This is a genomic window from Sphingobium sp. D43FB (genome assembly GCF_002312805.1).
In the GTDB taxonomy this organism is placed as follows: domain Bacteria; phylum Pseudomonadota; class Alphaproteobacteria; order Sphingomonadales; family Sphingomonadaceae; genus Sphingobium.
In genome coordinates, this window is sequence record NZ_NMUA01000009.1 from 96,667 (window position 1) to 112,085 (window position 15,419).

At 64.3% G+C, this 15,419-nt stretch carries 14 protein-coding genes; 11 read left to right on the forward strand and 3 right to left on the reverse strand.

What is annotated here, in order from left to right:
• The first annotated feature begins 86 nt into the window (after positions 1-86).
• The 8 genes from SxD43FB_RS10010 (at position 87) to SxD43FB_RS10040 (ending at position 9,181) form a co-directional block, all read left to right on the forward strand.
• A complete protein-coding gene (locus SxD43FB_RS10010) occupies positions 87-878 on the forward strand; it encodes a response regulator (RefSeq protein ID WP_096062042.1) in 792 nt (263 codons plus the stop codon).
• 81 nt (positions 879-959) lie between these two features.
• Positions 960-1,091: a hypothetical protein gene (locus SxD43FB_RS25870; RefSeq protein WP_037472438.1), complete on the forward strand. Its 132-nt coding sequence runs from the start codon at positions 960-962 to the stop codon at positions 1,089-1,091.
• Positions 1,092-1,211: 120 nt separating this feature from the next.
• Positions 1,212-1,847: a sigma-70 family RNA polymerase sigma factor gene (locus tag SxD43FB_RS10015; protein ID WP_037472440.1), complete on the forward strand. Its 636-nt coding sequence runs from the start codon at positions 1,212-1,214 to the stop codon at positions 1,845-1,847.
• An 89-nt stretch (positions 1,848-1,936) separates the two neighbouring features.
• Positions 1,937-2,152 carry a hypothetical protein gene (locus SxD43FB_RS10020; protein ID WP_176482739.1) on the forward strand — a complete coding sequence of 72 codons (216 nt, stop codon included), beginning with the start codon at positions 1,937-1,939 and terminating at the stop codon, positions 2,150-2,152.
• Positions 2,153-2,306: 154 nt separating this feature from the next.
• Positions 2,307-3,695 (forward strand): TIGR03013 family XrtA/PEP-CTERM system glycosyltransferase, encoded by a 1,389-nt coding sequence (locus SxD43FB_RS10025; RefSeq protein WP_069066378.1) that lies wholly within the window; start codon positions 2,307-2,309, stop codon positions 3,693-3,695.
• A 12-nt stretch (positions 3,696-3,707) separates the two neighbouring features.
• Positions 3,708-5,774 carry an XrtA/PEP-CTERM system histidine kinase PrsK gene (gene prsK / locus SxD43FB_RS10030; RefSeq protein ID WP_096062044.1) on the forward strand — a complete coding sequence of 689 codons (2,067 nt, stop codon included), beginning with the start codon at positions 3,708-3,710 and terminating at the stop codon, positions 5,772-5,774.
• Positions 5,774-7,138, forward strand: coding sequence for a PEP-CTERM-box response regulator transcription factor (gene prsR / locus SxD43FB_RS10035; protein ID WP_096062045.1), 1,365 nt, complete (start codon positions 5,774-5,776; stop codon positions 7,136-7,138). Before prsK ends, prsR begins: the two co-directional genes overlap by 1 nt.
• A gap of 3 nt (positions 7,139-7,141) precedes the next feature.
• Positions 7,142-9,181 carry a tetratricopeptide repeat protein gene (locus SxD43FB_RS10040; RefSeq protein WP_096062046.1) on the forward strand — a complete coding sequence of 680 codons (2,040 nt, stop codon included), beginning with the start codon at positions 7,142-7,144 and terminating at the stop codon, positions 9,179-9,181.
• 86 nt (positions 9,182-9,267) lie between these two features.
• On the opposite strand, the gene SxD43FB_RS10045 is transcribed toward SxD43FB_RS10040, so the two are convergent.
• The gene (locus SxD43FB_RS10045; RefSeq protein ID WP_037472449.1) at positions 9,268-9,612 is read right to left on the reverse strand and encodes a GntR family transcriptional regulator; all 345 of its coding nucleotides are present in this window, start codon (positions 9,610-9,612) and stop codon (positions 9,268-9,270) included.
• A 73-nt stretch (positions 9,613-9,685) separates the two neighbouring features.
• On the reverse strand, positions 9,686-10,264 hold the full coding sequence (locus tag SxD43FB_RS10050; protein WP_096062090.1) for a nitroreductase: 579 nt from the start codon (positions 10,262-10,264) through the stop codon (positions 9,686-9,688).
• Between the two features lie 139 nt (positions 10,265-10,403).
• Between SxD43FB_RS10050 and SxD43FB_RS10055 the strand changes: the two genes are divergently transcribed.
• The 3 genes from SxD43FB_RS10055 to SxD43FB_RS10065 are packed head-to-tail and all read left to right on the forward strand — an operon-like array spanning position 10,404 to position 14,727.
• On the forward strand, positions 10,404-11,927 hold the full coding sequence (locus tag SxD43FB_RS10055) for a peptide MFS transporter (RefSeq protein WP_096062047.1): 1,524 nt from the start codon (positions 10,404-10,406) through the stop codon (positions 11,925-11,927).
• On the forward strand, positions 11,924-13,321 hold the full coding sequence (locus SxD43FB_RS10060; protein WP_096062048.1) for an amidohydrolase: 1,398 nt from the start codon (positions 11,924-11,926) through the stop codon (positions 13,319-13,321). Before SxD43FB_RS10055 ends, SxD43FB_RS10060 begins: the two co-directional genes overlap by 4 nt.
• Positions 13,318-14,727, forward strand: coding sequence for an amidohydrolase family protein (locus tag SxD43FB_RS10065; protein WP_255245662.1), 1,410 nt, complete (start codon positions 13,318-13,320; stop codon positions 14,725-14,727). The genes SxD43FB_RS10060 and SxD43FB_RS10065 overlap by 4 nt, the downstream gene beginning before the upstream one ends.
• A 169-nt stretch (positions 14,728-14,896) precedes the next feature.
• Here SxD43FB_RS10065 and SxD43FB_RS10070 read toward each other — a convergent pair whose 3' ends face one another.
• On the reverse strand, positions 14,897-15,394 hold the full coding sequence (locus SxD43FB_RS10070; protein WP_096062049.1) for an SH3 domain-containing protein: 498 nt from the start codon (positions 15,392-15,394) through the stop codon (positions 14,897-14,899).
• Between the last annotated feature and the right edge of the window lie 25 nt (positions 15,395-15,419).

Genomic DNA, 15,419 nt, shown 5'->3' on the forward strand with positions numbered 1-15,419 from the left:
ATCGGCATCGACATTCCATCCTTTGCATCATCCTTCCCCGTGTCGGATACAACAGGCCCGCACATGGGCAGGGAGACGAATTGACGATGTCGCTTGGACAGCAACTACACCCCCATCTTCCGTTTCTGCGCCGCTATGCCCGCGCACTGACTGGCAGCCAGACGCATGGCGACGCCTATGTTCGCGCCGCGCTCGAAGCGATCGTTGCCGCGCCGGAGGAGTTTCCGTCCGACGTCGATCCGCGTCTTGGCCTCTATCGTACCTTTCATGCCATATGGTCGTCTTCCCATCTGGAAGATGTGCCGCTGACCGTCGATGGCGATCGGGAAGCCATTGCCCAGGCGCGCCTTGCCCGCCTGACGCCCTTGCCGCGCCAGGCGTTGCTGTTGACCGCGCTGGAAGGCTTCACGGTCGATGATGTCGCTTATCTGATCGATATGGACAGCAATGATGTCGAAGGCCTGGTCGAAGAAGCGCTGAGTGAGATCGAGGCGCAGACCCGTGCCAAGGTGCTGATCATCGAAGACGAGCCGATCATCGCGATGGACATCGAAACCATCGTCCGTGATCTGGGTCATGACGTCACCGCCATCGCCGTGACCGCCGAAGACGCAGTGCGCGAAGCGCTTGCCGATCGTCCGGGGCTGGTGCTTGCTGACATTCAATTGGCCGACGACAGCAGCGGTATCGATGCGGTCAAGGACATCCTCGCCGAGTTCGCGGTGCCCGTGATCTTCATCACCGCCTTCCCCGAACGATTGCTGACGGGGGAACGGCCAGAGCCGACCTTCCTCATCACCAAGCCGTTCCAGCGCTCGACCGTGAAGGCCGCCATTTCGCAGGCGTTGTTCTTCGATCAAGCGACCGCGCCGGTCTGATCGTTACGCTTATATCCATGTCGTTTGGAACTCCCCGCCGGTCGTTGCGTTAGTCATGCGTAACGATCGGGGAGAGAGATTATGGCAGATCAAGAAGAGCATATCACGACGAACGAAGCGCGTGGCGGTTCGAAGGAACATGTCGTGCGTTATGTTCTCGGCATTTCGCTGGGGCTAGTGGTCATCGGTATGCTGGTGGTGCTTTGGCTCTGACCAATGCTTCTTGGGCCTTATGGCCTTTGGCAAAATTCTGATTAGGGTATAGGCGCATTTATGGCTTTGACGACGTCGGTTCCTGCGGCGAGGGCGACAGCCAATATGGGGGTTGTTTCCATGGATGAGGACGTAGAGCCGATCGAGGAGCGCGCTGCGCTTTCGGATTCGGATTTCAAGCGTGAACTGGCCGCGGTCATCCCGCATCTCCGTGCTTTTGGCCGTTCCTTGTCGGGCAACCGTGATGTGGCGGATGATCTGGTGCAGGAAACCCTGCTCAAGGCATGGGCCGCACGCGCCCGGTTTCAGGCCGGCACGAACATGCGCGCCTGGACCTTCATCATCCTGCGCAACCATTATCTCTCGCAGATGCGCCGTTCGCGCTTTCGCGGCGAATGGGACGACCTGACGGCCGACCGCATCCTTGCGGCACCGGCCAGCCAGGACAAGCATGTCGAACTCAGCGATATGCAACGCGCCCTGCTGCAATTGCCCCAACCGCAGCGCGAAGCGCTGATCCTGGTGGGCGCAGGTGGCTTTGCTTATGAAGAAGCCGCCGAGATTTGCGGCGTTGCCGTCGGCACGATCAAGAGCCGCGTTGCCCGTGGGCGCGCTGCGCTGGAACTGCTCATGGAAAGCGGCGATCTCCCCTCGCGCCGCAGCCAGGAAACGACCGATACCGCCGTGCTCGATGAGATCATGGAGGATGTCGATCGTCTCAGCCGGGGGCGGGGTGGTCAGTCCGTAGAGGACTGATCTGGAACGATAGCATGGTGCCACCCGTTGTCCTTTTACCAAAGGAGATGAGTGTGCGTATCGACCCCAACCAGCCTGTAAAGCCCTTCGTGGAGGACGCGGACAAGCGTCCACGCACGGGCGGGGTCATATTCGCACTGGTGGCGATTGCCCTCATGCTGGCCATTGGTTTCTTCTACCTCACCGAACATCGCCGCAACGACAGGCGGGCCGACGCCGTCACTGGCGCGGCCCAGTCCGTCGATGACGCCGCGCGCGTGATGGAGGAGGCGGCCCGCAACGCCGCCGACAGGCTCCGCAAATAATCTGATCCCTTCCCCGATATTGCGCGGGATTCAGGAAATCTTTGCCATTTTCCGGCAGGGTGCCGCCACTGTCGGATTTCCTTACAGCTGGTTGTAAGGCTTTTCCCGACCTTGTCAGTATCGCTTGTGGCGACTGGGGAAATGGGCGCGACGCATGATCAGGCTGTTCAAACATTATGTGCCGCACGCTGTGCTGCTGCTTGGGCTGTTCGATTTCGTCCTGCTGCTCTGTGCGGCGGAAGGCGGCTGGATCTTGCGCGCAAGGCAGATCGGCATGGATATCGACCATGTCATGACCCGCATGGGACCGCTGCTCAGCTTCGCCTTTGCCGTCCAGACCGCGATGATCGCCGTCGGCGTCTATGGCACCGAAGCGCTCCAATCGATCCGCTTTGCCTTTGCGCGGTTGCTGGTTGCGGTGTCGCTGGGGGTGATCTTTCTTTCCGTCCTTTATTTCCTCATGCCGGGCATGACCTTGTGGCGCTCCAATTCGCTCTACGCCATGGGCCTCGCCATGGCGCTGCTGATCGTCGTTCGCCTGCTACTCGGCTCGATGCTGGGCGGCGAAGCGTTCAAGCGGCGGCTGGTCGTTCTGGGCGCGGGCAACCGGGCCGATCGTATCCGCGAACTCGAAAAGAAACGGGGGGCGGGCTTTCTCGTCGTCGGCTATATCGCCATGAATGACGGGCCGCAGGTCGTGCAGGAAGCCATCAACCGCAGCGCCATCTTCAACATGTCCGATTTCGTCGTCCGGTTAAACGCCAGCGAAGTGGTGCTGGCGCTGGAGGAACGGCGCAACGCCATCCCCATGTCCGACCTGCTGCGCATCAAGACCACGGGTGTCCATGTCAACGACCTGTCGACCTTTCTGGAACGCGAGACCGGCCGCGTCGATCTCGATAGCGTCAATCCCAGCTGGCTGATCTTCTCCGACGGCTTTTCGGCCGGTCGCCGCCTTTCCAGCATTGCCAAGCGCCTGTTCGACATCATTGCCAGCTCCCTGTTGCTGCTGCTGACCGGCCCGATCATCCTGCTCGCTGCGTTACTGGTGAAGCTCGACAGCAAGGGGCCGGCCTTTTACCGCCAGGAACGGGTCGGCCTGTTCGGCCAGGAATTCTGGATCGTCAAACTACGCACCATGCGCCAGGACGCGGAAGTCGCGGGCAAGGCGGTCTGGGCGGAAAAAGATGATCCGCGCATCACCCGCCTTGGCTATTGGCTGCGCAAGCTGCGCATCGACGAACTGCCCCAGACCTGGACGGTCTTGAAAGGCGAGATGAGCTTCGTCGGCCCACGTCCAGAACGCCGCCAGTTCGTCGAGGATCTGGAACAGCATCTACGCTATTATGCCGAACGGCACATGGTAAAGCCCGGCATCACCGGCTGGGCGCAGATCAACTATCCCTATGGCGCGTCGATCGAGGATAGCCGCCACAAGCTCGAATATGATCTCTATTACGCCAAGAATTACACGCCTTTCCTCGACCTGTTGATCCTGATCCAGACGGTGCGGGTCATCCTCTGGCCCGACGGCGCGCGCTAAGGGCGGCGGGCGATGGGCCTATTGCTCCAATTTGTCGGGAACTGGGGCCACGCCCTGGCGGCGGTGCTGTTCGCGGCGCTGGGCATCTTCCTGTTTCGTCGCCGCAACGATGCGGCGGAAATGCGGATGCTGGCGGTGGCGATGCTGCTCACCTCCTGCTGGGCGCTCTATGTGTCGTTCGGTGGCGTTGCCAAACCTTTGTCGGGCCTTGGCGAAAATATGCGCAACGCCGCATGGCTGATGACGATGTTCGTCATGCTGCGGCGCGGCCCGGTGGGTCGGGGCGGGAAGGCTGGGGGCATCGTTGCCGTCTATGTCGCCGTTGCGGGGCTGATCCTGCTCCAGACCTTCACGGATCTTGCCTGGTACGAACTTGCCCTCGACCCGGATTTGCATGGTGCGCTGGTCACCGTGTCGCTGATCCTGCGCATGATGACCGCGATCGGCAGCCTGTTGCTGCTCCATCATCTCTATGCCGCATGGCCCTCGCGCGAGCGGGGCGGCGTGACCCTATTGTTCGGCGCGCTGGCGGCGATGTGGGCCTACGACCTGATGCTCTATGCGATCGGCTATCTTGTGCCCGGCCGCGCCAGCGAGCTTTTCGCGTTGCGTGGCCTGCTGATGGCCCTGCTGGCACCGGTGATCGCCATCGGCCTGCGCAAGGGGATGGCGGAGCGGCTCACGCTCTCGCGCACGCTGACTTTCCAGTCGCTCTCGATCTTCGCCGTCGCGCTCTACGTCATCCTTCTGACCGCCACCGCCGTCCTGATCGAGCTGATCGCTGGACCCTATGCGCGGGTGGTGGAGATCGCTGCGGTCTTCTTCACCGCTGTCACCGCGCTGGTGCTGCTGCCATCACCACGCCTGCGCGCGCTGTGGAAAGTGCAGGTCGCCAAGCATTTCTTTCAGCACCGTTACGACTATCGCACCGAATGGATGCGCTTTGGCGAAACGATCGGCCGCCCCGGCGAAAACCCCGCCCCGCTGGGCGAGCGCGTGGCCAAGGCGATTGCCGACATCACCGATTCGCCCGCCGCGCTGTTGATGTTGCGTGACGATCAGGGCGGGTTGATGCTCGAAACCGACTGGAACTGGGGCGATGACCTGCCCGAAGGCGCATCCCTGTCGCCCGCTATCGTCGCCCGACTGGAGCAAAGCGGCTGGATCATCGACCTCGGCAAACGCCGCGCCACCGATGCCGCCTTGCCGCTGCCCGACTGGATGACGCAGGATGCCCGCCTCTGGGCGCTGGTGCCGCTCATCCATTTCAACCGTCTGACCGGCGCGATCCTGCTTGCCCGCCCGCCGATCGACCGGCGGCTCGACTGGGAGGATTTCGACATGTTGCGCGCCGCCGGGCGGCAGGTCGCAACCTATATCAGCGAGGCGCAGGGCCAGCAGGCGCTAGACGACGCCGCCCGCTTCGACGAATTTAACCGCCGTTTCGCTTTCATCATCCACGACATCAAGAATCTGGTGAGCCAGTTGTCCCTGCTGGCCCGCAATGCCGAACGTCATGCCGACAACCCGGAATTTCGCGCCGACATGATCCTGACGCTGCAGGAATCTGTCGGGAAGATGAACGACCTGCTCGCTCGCCTGTCGCAGCATAATAAGGGCCGCGCCGAAGATCCGCGCCCGTTCGCGTTGCGCGCCCTGCTCGACCATGCGGCCGCCACGCGCGCGCGCCAGCATCCGATACGGGTCAGCGGGGAAGCCCCCGACGCGCTCGCCGACCCGGCGCGGGTAGACCTGATCATCACCCATTTGCTGCAAAATGCCATCGACGCCAGCGCCCCCGACGCGCCGGTGGAACTGCGCCTGTCCGCCGACGCTACTGACGTGCTGGTCGAAATCATCGATCAGGGACGCGGCATGAGCGCCGAATATGTCCGCCGCGAACTGTTCAAGCCCTTCTCGTCCAGCAAGGTGGGCGGTTTCGGGATCGGCGCGTTCGAAGCCCGCGCCCTGGCGCAGGCCATGGGCGGCCGGATCGACGTCGACAGCCGTCCCGGCGTCGGCAGTCGCTTCACCTTGCGCCTGCCACGGGCACCCCACACACAGGAAAAGGCCGCCTGATGAGCGACACCCGCCCCAAATTGCTAATCGTCGAGGATGATCCGGGCCTTCAACGGCAATTGCGCTGGTCCTATGAGGATTATCAGCTCTTCATCGCGGGCGATCGGGAGGAGGCGATCGAACTGCTGCGCGCCCACGCGCCCGATGTCGTGACGCTCGACCTTGGTCTGCCGCCAGACCCGGACGGCACCAGCGAAGGCTTTGCGACGCTCGCCGACATCTTGCGGATCAAGCCTGACACGAAGGTCATCGTCGCGTCCGGCCATGGTGCCCGCGAAAGCGCGCTCGACGCGATTTCGGGCGGGGCCTACGACTTCTACCAAAAGCCCGTCGATATCGATGAACTCGGCCTCATCGTCCGCCGCGCTTTCCACGTCCATGCGCTGGAACAGGAAAATGCGCGCCTCGCCGAAACCGCGCCGGCCGATGGCCGGGTGCTGGGCCGCGTGCTGACCGGCGCGCCCGAAATGATGAAGGTTGCCCGCATGATCGAGCGCGTGGCCAGCGCGCAAGTGTCAGTGCTGTTGCTCGGCGCAAGCGGCACCGGCAAGGAATTGCTGGCGCAAGGGCTGCACGATGCCAGCCCCCGCCGCCATGGCGCCTTCGTGGCGATCAACTGCGCCGCCATCCCCGAAACGCTGCTCGAATCCGAACTGTTCGGCCATGAAAAGGGCGCGTTTACAGGGGCCATCAAGACGACCCTCGGCAAGATCGAACAGGCACAGGGCGGCACATTGTTCCTGGACGAAGTCGGCGACATTCCGCTCGCGCTCCAGGTCAAGCTGCTACGCTTCCTGCAGGAGCGCGTGATCGAACGCATCGGCGGGCGCACGCCCATTGCCGTCGACACCCGCATCGTCTGCGCCACCCATCAGGATCTCGACGCCATGATCGGCGCGGGCAGCTTCCGCGAGGATCTCTATTATCGCCTCGCCGAAATCGTCATCCGCATCCCCGCGCTCAAGGACCGGGCGGGCGATCCGGCGCTGCTCGCCCGCCATTTCCTCACCCGCTTCGCCGCCGATATGAACCCAGCGGTCAAGGGCCTCGCCCCCGATGCGCTCGCCGCGCTCGACGCCTGGCCATGGCCCGGCAATGTGCGCGAACTGGAAAACCGCATGAAGCGTGCCGTCATCATGGCCGATGGCAAGCTGGTGACCGCCGCCGATCTCGACCTGGACGAGGAACGGGCCGAAGGCGGCGAACTGGTGAACCTCAAAGCGGCGCGCGAAATGGCCGATCGCCGCGCGATCCGCCGCGCGATCGCCCGCACGGACGGCAACATTTCGGGCGCAGCCAAGATTTTGGGCATCAGCCGCCCGACTTTGTACGATCTTCTCAAACAATATCAGATGCAGGGATAATCCATGAGCCGCACCCGCATCGCCCTGATCGTCGGAATAATATTGCTGTTCTTAGGGGTGGCGGGCCTGTGGCAATGGCGCGCGCATGAACGCGACGGCACCGCCGCGCTGGCCCGTGGCCTCACCGCACTCGACAAGGGCGATGCCCGCACCGCGCGCGTCGAATTGATGAACGCGATAAGGGGCAATCCCCGGTCGGTCGTCGCGCGGCAGGCGCAGGCGCGGGCGCTGGCCGAACTGGGTGACGGCGCAGGCGCGCAGGCCGAGGTCGAACGCGCCCGCAAACTCGGCGGACCACCCGCCGAAACCCGCGACGTGATGGCGCAAGCCTTGTTGTTGCAGGGCGACGTCGATGCCGCCTTGCGCGAATCCCGCGCGCCCGATGTCCCCGCCGCGCATAGCCTCGCCGCCGCGCGGATCAGGGCGCGGGCCGCCATGGCAAAGGGCGATATGCGCGCGGCGCAGGCGGAACTGGCGCGCACTCTCGCGACGGCGCCCAATGACGTCGAAAGCTGGGTCGATCTTGGCCGCCTGCGCTTGGCAACCGGCGATCAGGCAGGCGCGATCGGCGCGGCCGACCGGGCGGTAAGCCTGGCCCCCACCAATGCCAAGGCGCTGACCCTGCGCGCTGAACTGACGCGCGGCCAATATGGCCTCACCGCCTCGCGCCCCTGGTTCGAACGCGCGCTCGCAGCCAACCCCGAATCGGTGCCGACGCTCGAATCCTATGCCGCGACGCTCGCCGACGCGGGGGAAGCCGGCGCGATGCTGGGCCTCACCCGCCGTATCCTCGCGCTCGAACCCGACAATGCCCGCGCCTGGATGATGCAATCGATCATGGCCGCCCGCGCGGGCAAGGCCGACCTCGCCCGATCGCTGCTGGCGCGGACGCAGGGGCGGCTCGATGGCGAGCCCGCCACCTTGTTGCTGCGCGGCGTGTTGCATCTGCAGGATGGCAATGCGGTCCTTGCAGCCGATACGCTCGCGCCGCTGGTCGCGATGCAGCCCGACAATCGCACCGCCCGCACCCTGCTGGCCCGCGCCTATCAGATGGGCGGCGACATGCCATCCGCCGCCACCACCCTTGCCCCGATCGTCGCCCAGCGGGACGCCGACCCCTATGTGCTGACCCTCGCGGCGCGCGTGCAGGAAGCGCTCGGCAATCGCGCCATGGCTGCCGACATGCTCGCCCGCGCCGCCTGGCCAGTGCGCGCCGCTGCCGATCCGTTTGCCGGACCAAGCGACGCACAACTGGCCGATGGCCCGCCGCCCGCCAATGCCGCCACGGCGCGCGACAATATCCCCTATATCCGTGCCTTGCTCAGCACCAACCGCACCGACGCAGCGGTCGATCGTGCCCGGATGCTCAGCCGCGCCAACCCCGGCGCGCCGGATGCCTGGATCGTGCTAGGCGATACGCTGGGCACCGCCGGACGGGCAGGGGAGGCCGCCCGCGCCTATGAAAGCGCCGCCAATATCCGCTTCGATCGCGCCGTCGCGCTGCGCCTCGTCGCGGCATGGAACCGCGCCGGCGATCCCGCCCGTGCCGCGCAGATCGTACAACTCTTCCTGACCCAGAATCCGACCGACAGTGCCATGCGCCGCATCGCCGCCGCCGTCGCGATGGAGGCGGGCGACTGGCGCGGCGCGCTGCGGATGCTGCAGGCTGTGCGCGCGCAACTGGGCGACAATGACGCGCTGTTGATGGCGGACCTTGCCCGCGCTGCGGTCGAAACCGGGGATCGGGCGGCGGCGCGCGCCTATGCCGCCCATGCTTATCGCCTGATGCCTGCCAACCCGATGATCGCCGACATCTATGGCTGGACATTGCTGGAAACCGGCGAAAAAGGCCCGGCTGCGGTCGATCTGCTGGAAAAGGCCGTTGCCCGCGCGCCCGGTCATCCCCTGCTCAACCTGCATCTGGGCCAGGCCTATGCCGCCGCAGGTCGGAAGAATGAAGCCAAGCTGGCGCTGGGCCGGGCGGTCGCGGTCAGGAATTTTGCAGGCCGTCAGGATGCCGTCGACGCGCTGGCAGCACTTTAACTAAAATCCGTTCGTTTCGAGCGAAGTCGAGAAACGCTCACGAAGCGTACAGCCCAATGGAGAGGGCAGGTCCGCCGCCGAAACCCTCAGGCCTTCTGCAAGTCCAGATCGTCGGCCCTTATTCCCAGCCGCCGGATCTGCGCCGCCACCGGCGGCCATACCGTCTCCAGAAAATGGGCCCGCTCCGCTATCCGCAGCCGCCGGGTCGCGCCATCGGCGACGAACATACCGACCCCGCGCCGCACCACAACCAGCCCGTCATCCTGAAAGCTCTGATAGGCCTTCGCCACGGTCAGCGGATTGGCCCCCTGCGTCGCGGCAAAGGCGCGCACCGATGGCAGCAGGTCGCCATCGCTATAATCCCCGTCCAATATGGAAGCGGCAATGATCTCACGCAGGCGGAGATAGACGGGTTTTGAGTCGTCGGCCATGGGTGCATCACTGCCATAATACAGCCATGCGGGTCAAGTCAGACCATTGCGCGAATCATGGTTAAAGCGGCAATTATCGGTCCCAAACCGATACGATGGCGTCATAATCTGGCCGGGGGCGCTCTTCCTGCGCTTTGCCCGGCGTGCCGATGAAGACAAAGCCCGCAATCGTCTCGTCCCCCTGCGCAAAGGCCGCGCGCACATCTTCATTATAGGTCGGCCATCCCGTCAGCCAGCCACCGGCAAAGCCCAGCGCATGGGTGGCGTGCAGCAGGTTCATGATCGCCGCACCCACCGACAATTGCTGTTCCCACATCGGAATTTTGCTGCCCGCGACCGGCGCGGACAGGGCTACCACCAATGTCGGGGACTGATGCGCGAACTGGTGCATCGCCTCGATCTCCAGCCGCCCGGCATCGGGCTTCTCGGCGCGATAGGCGCTTTCCAGCAGGTCGGCCAACGCCGCCCGCCGCGCCGAAGGCACCACCACGAATCGCCACGGCGCGAGTTTGCCATGATCGGGCGTGCGCAGCGCCACTTCCAATATCTGCCGCAATTGCGCGTCGTCGGGACCGGGCGCGATCAGGTCGCGGGGTTTGCCTGACCGGCGGGTCTGGAGCAGGGCGAGGGGGGAGGAGAGGTCGTTGAACATCGCCGCGACAAATGGCCCGGCCACCGCCATGACGCAAGGGCCGCCTGTGTTTTTGACAGACGCGAATTTGGCTCTACTCTCTGGCCATCATTCGGCCTCCGTTCGGCGGGCCGGTCAAACCATATGACAAGGGTTCCCGATGGCGACCTCGATTCCTGGCGTGGAGGCAGCGGGCAAGACCTGGCTCGGCCATCCGCGCGGCCTGTTCCTGCTATTCTTCGCCGAAATGTGGGAGCGTTTTTCCTACTATGGCATGCGCGCCATCCTGATCTTCTACCTCACCAAACATTTCCTCTTCGGCGAAGATCGCGCCTATCTGCTCTATGGCGCCTACACCTCGCTAGTCTATATCACCCCGGTCATCGGCGGCTATCTGGCCGATCGGTTCCTGGGACCGCGCAAGGCGGTGCTGGTGGGCGGCGTCTTCATCGCTATCGGCCATTTCCTGATCGCCATCACTGAAGGGCCGGGGGGGCAGGACGGTTTCTACCTCAATGGCTTCTATCTCGCCCTTGCCAGCATCATCGTCGGCACCGGTTTCCTCAAGGCCAATATCTCGGTGCTGGTGGGTGAACTCTACCCCCGCGACGATGCCCGCCGCGATCCGGCTTTCTCCATCTTCTATATGGGCATCAATGTCGGCGGCATGATGGGGCCGATCATCTGCGGCCTGCTCGGCGAACTCTACGGCTGGAGCTGGGGCTTCGGCGCGGCGGGTGTCGGCATGCTGCTTGGCCTCATCATGTTCGTCTGGCTCAAACCCTGGCTGCTCGGCAAGGGTGAACCGCCTGCACCCGCCCAGTTGCGTGCGCCCGTCGCGGCGGGGCTTAGTCAGGAATGGACCATTTATCTCGGCGCAGCGCTTGGCGTCGTCGCCATCTGGCTGGTGATCCGCTATGCTGAATTGCTGGGCTATGCGCTGCTTGGCTTTGCCGCGCTGACCGTCCTCTATATCGTCTGGCGCACGATGAAGACGCTGGGCAAGGTCGACCGCGACCGCATGTTCGCCGCGCTGTTTCTGATTGCACTCAACCCGCTCTTCTGGGGATTGTTCGAACAGACCGGCTCCTCGCTCAACATCTTCACCGACCGCAATGTCGATCGCGTCCTCTTCGGCTGGGAAGTCCCCGCTTCCATGTTCCAGTCGGTCAATTCGGTCTTCATCATCCTGCTCGCGCCTTTGTTCGCGGTGCTGTGGACCATCCTCGACAAGCGCCGCCTCGAACCGTCATCCCCCGCCAAATTTGGTATCGGCCTCATCCTGTGCGGCGCGGGCTTCCTGGTGCTCGTGGCGGGCGCGGCGATGGCAGGCGAAAATCTCACGCCCGTCCTGTTCGTCTTCCTCATCTACCTCTTCCACACCATGGCCGAACTCTGCTTCTCGCCGGTTGGCCTGTCGGCGATGACGCGCCTGTCGGTGCCCAGCATGGTCGGCCTCGTCATGGGCACCTGGTTCCTCGCCATGGCGGCGGGCAATTTCATCGCAGGCCTCATCGCCCGCGCCACCGGCAGCGGCGATGCAGGCGGGGGGACCCAAGTGCTGGACGTCTATAGCCGCATCGGCTGGTTCGCGATCGTGGTGGGCGGCCTTGTCCTGCTCGTCTCGCCCTATATCAAACGCCTGATGCATCTCGACCTGATCGCTTCGGAGGATAAGCCATGAGAAAAAGCGCAACGCCGTTGCTGATCGCCGCCCTGCTGGCCGGAGTTGCCGGTCCCGCCGGCGCGAAGAAGGACAAGGATGCCCCGGCCGCCACCCAAGGCAGCTCGGTCGAACCCGAAAACCCTTATCCGTCCACCTACAAAGCCTATCCCGGCACCGCCACCGCCATTCGTGGCGCGACCATCTTCGACGGGGAGGGCGGCCGCATCGACAATGGCGTCATCTTCCTATCGGACGGCAAGATCACGGCGATCGGCGGCGCGGACACGCCGATCCCTGCCGACATCGCCGTGTTCGACGGCACCGGCAAATATGTCACCCCCGGCGTCATCGACATTCACAGCCATTTGGGCAACTATCCCTCGCCCGGCGTCGATGCCCATTCCGACGGCAATGAAGCCACCGCGCCCGTCACCGCCCATGTCTGGGCCGAACATAGCATCTGGCCACAGGACGCAGGCTTCAGCCGCGCCCTCGCCAATGGCGGCGTCACCAGCCTGCAAATCCTCCCCGGCTCGGCCAACCTGTTCGGCGGCCGCAGCGTCACGCTCAAGAACGTCCCCGCCCGCACCATGCAGGGCATGAAGTTCCCCGGCGCGCCCCATGGCCTCAAAATGGCATGCGGCGAAAATCCCAAGCGCGTCTATGGTAGCAAGGGGCGCGAACCCTCGACCCGCATGGGCAATATGGCGGTCAACCGCGCCACCTGGATCAAGGCGCGCGATTTTCAGAAGAAGCGTGCCGCCGGAAAGGATCAGTCCCGCGACCTCGGCATGGAAACGCTGGCCGATGTGCTGGAGGGCAAGATCCTCGTCCACAATCACTGCTACCGCGCCGATGAAATGGCCAATGTCATCGATATGGGCAAGGAATTTGGCTATCGCGTCACCGCCTTCCACCATGCCGTCGAAGCCTACAAGATCGCCGACCTGCTGCGCGACAATGGCGTCTGCTCGGCACTGTGGGGCGACTGGTATGGCTTCAAGATGGAAGCCTATGACGGGATCAAGGAAAATGTGCCCCTCGTCCATCGCGCCGGTGCCTGCACCATCGTCCATAGCGACGATGACAACGGCATCCAGCGCCTGAACCAGGAAGCCGCCAAGGCCCTGGGCGCGGGGCGCCGCATGGGCATAGACATTCCCGACGAAATCGCCTGGACCTGGCTCGCCATCAATCCCGCGCGCGCCATGGGCATCAGCGACCAGACCGGCAGCCTCAAAGTCGGCAAGATGGCCGATGTCGTCCTGTGGAACGGCAATCCGTTCAGCACCTATACCCGGCCTAATAAAGTCTGGATCGACGGCGCGCTGCTCTACGACAGCGCCAACCCCAAATTGCGCCCGGTCAGCGACTTCGAAGTCGGCCAGATCGGCGCGGGAGACGTGAAATGAGTGACCAGAACCATCCTCTCCCCCCGTTCGCCCTGAGCCTGTCGAAGGGCTTGGCTGAGCGAAGCCGAAGCCACTTTGCTCCGCTCAGCGGAAGGCTTCGACTTCCCTCGGCCCGAACGGTACTCGCGGGTCTGCTGTTTGCCATCTCCACCCCGGCCTTCGCCCAATCCCTCGCCATCACCGGCGCAACCCTCGCGATCGGCGACGGCTCCGAACCCATCCGCAACGGCACGGTCGTCATTACCGCTGGCAAAGTCACCGCAGCGGGCGCAGGCATCGCCATCCCGCCCGGCACGAAAACCATCGACGCCGCTGGCAAATGGGTCACGCCGGGCCTCGTCTCCGGCTTCTCGCGCGTCGGCCTGGTCGAAGTCCCGGCCGTCAACGAAACCAACGACGCCAGCGCCCGCTCGCCCTTCTCCGCAGCCATCGACGTCGCCCCCGCGATCAACCCGCTCGCCAACCCGGTCGCGATCAGCCGCACGGCGGGGATCACCCGCGCCGTCGTCGTCCCCTCGACCGGCACCGGCATCTTCGCCGGGCAAGGCGCGGTCGTGGACCTCGGCGCGGACATGAACCCGATCACCAAGCCGCGCGCCTTCCAATATGTCGAAATGGGCGAGGAGGGGGCCAAGGACGCCGGTGGCAGCCGCCCCGCCGCGATCCTGACCTTCAAGACCATGCTGCGCGAGGCCCAGGAGTTCGCCAAAGCCCCCGCCAGCTATGACGGTCGATCGAAGGACGCCTTGCTCAACCGCATCGATGCCGAAGCCTTGGTCCCGGTCGTCACCGGCGCCATGCCACTGATGGTCCATGTCGAAAGCGGACGCGACATATTGGCCGTTCTGGCGCTCAGGCAGGATTTCCCTGCGTTGAAACTCATCTTGGCGGGCGCTGCCGAAGGCTGGATGGTCGCGCCGCAAATCGCTGCCGCCAAGGTGCCGGTGATCGCCGGTGGCCTTGACGATCTCCCCTCCAGCTTCGAAAAGCTCGCCGCCACCCAGAGCAATGTGGGCCGCATGGTCAAGGCGGGCGTCGCCGTCTCGATGGGCCTCATGGACCGCGACGAAGGGCTGCAACTGCGCCTCGCCACGCAGCAGGCGGGCAATATGGTCGCGCTGAACAAGGTGCCCGGCGCGACCGGATTGAGCTGGGGCCAGGCGCTCCGCACCATCAGCTCCGCGTCTGCCGAGGCCATGGGTCTTGGCGATCGCATCGGATCGCTGAAGGCCGGACGGGCAGGGGACGTCGTGCTATGGGACGGCGACCCGCTGGAAATGACGTCCGCGCCGCTCGCCGTCTGGATCGACGGCATCGCCCAACCGCTCGACAACCGCCAGACCAAATTGCGCGACCGCTACGCAACGCCGGAGGAAGGGGCATTGCCCAAAGCCTATGCCTGGTGAGCGCACACACTGAACAGCAAATATTGCTGTCCTACAGGCCGGGTTTTCGCCATCTTGAGGCTGGTAATATCACAGTATAGCCCGGCCAAGTCATTGTTACAAAGTTACGAGATTCTATATGAAAATTTCAAGATTTGCGGGAAATATGCGAAGGTAAGCGCGTCCGATCCTATTGGTCGGTCGCGCCCCAGACGTCGCTGGTCTTCACATAGCCACGCTGGCCACGCACGTCGAAACTGCACCAGCCGCCCGAACAGTCGGACAGCCGCCCAACCACGCCGCGTTCCGCCCTGAACAATGTCCGCGCGCCATCACTCGCTGATTGCCGCAGCGGCGCGACCTCCGCCTTGACGATGCCGGTCGCCGTATCGCTGAGCAGGCGCACATGCATCCACCCTTGCGCGCCGTCCGGGTCTTGCACCTTGCGCCACAGTCCCAGCACCTGCACGACCTTCACTGGCAGGTCGCGGCGGCGATAGACCCAGTTGGACGGATAATCCAGGCTTGGTCCCACGCGCATCCGCGCCTCGTCCTGCGCGATCGACGCCCAATAGGGCACCGGCTTGCCTGGCGCGGCGACACTCGCCGCCGTCATAGCCAGCGCCATCGCCACGCCAGCGCCCCGCATCAACAGCTTCATTCCTGACCCATTTCCCATGTCACCCATGATCGTCCCTTAGCCCGCCGCGCGG

Bases quoted from the DNA above. Each gene is read 5' to 3' on its own strand.
- SxD43FB_RS10010 (WP_096062042.1), top strand. From the start codon at position 87: ATGTCGCTTGGACAGCAACTACACCCCCATCTTCCGTTTCTGCGCCGC.
- SxD43FB_RS25870 (WP_037472438.1), top strand. From the start codon at position 960: ATGGCAGATCAAGAAGAGCATATCACGACGAACGAAGCGCGTGGCGGT.
- SxD43FB_RS10015 (WP_037472440.1), top strand. From the start codon at position 1,212: ATGGATGAGGACGTAGAGCCGATCGAGGAGCGCGCTGCGCTTTCGGAT.
- SxD43FB_RS10025 (WP_069066378.1), top strand. From the start codon at position 2,307: ATGATCAGGCTGTTCAAACATTATGTGCCGCACGCTGTGCTGCTGCTT.
- prsK (WP_096062044.1), top strand. From the start codon at position 3,708: ATGGGCCTATTGCTCCAATTTGTCGGGAACTGGGGCCACGCCCTGGCG.
- prsR (WP_096062045.1), top strand. From the start codon at position 5,774: ATGAGCGACACCCGCCCCAAATTGCTAATCGTCGAGGATGATCCGGGC.
- SxD43FB_RS10040 (WP_096062046.1), top strand. From the start codon at position 7,142: ATGAGCCGCACCCGCATCGCCCTGATCGTCGGAATAATATTGCTGTTC.
- SxD43FB_RS10045 (WP_037472449.1), bottom strand. From the start codon at position 9,612: ATGGCCGACGACTCAAAACCCGTCTATCTCCGCCTGCGTGAGATCATT.
- SxD43FB_RS10050 (WP_096062090.1), bottom strand. From the start codon at position 10,264: ATGTTCAACGACCTCTCCTCCCCCCTCGCCCTGCTCCAGACCCGCCGG.
- SxD43FB_RS10055 (WP_096062047.1), top strand. From the start codon at position 10,404: ATGGCGACCTCGATTCCTGGCGTGGAGGCAGCGGGCAAGACCTGGCTC.
- SxD43FB_RS10060 (WP_096062048.1), top strand. From the start codon at position 11,924: ATGAGAAAAAGCGCAACGCCGTTGCTGATCGCCGCCCTGCTGGCCGGA.
- SxD43FB_RS10065 (WP_255245662.1), top strand. From the start codon at position 13,318: ATGAGTGACCAGAACCATCCTCTCCCCCCGTTCGCCCTGAGCCTGTCG.
- SxD43FB_RS10070 (WP_096062049.1), bottom strand. From the start codon at position 15,394: ATGGGTGACATGGGAAATGGGTCAGGAATGAAGCTGTTGATGCGGGGC.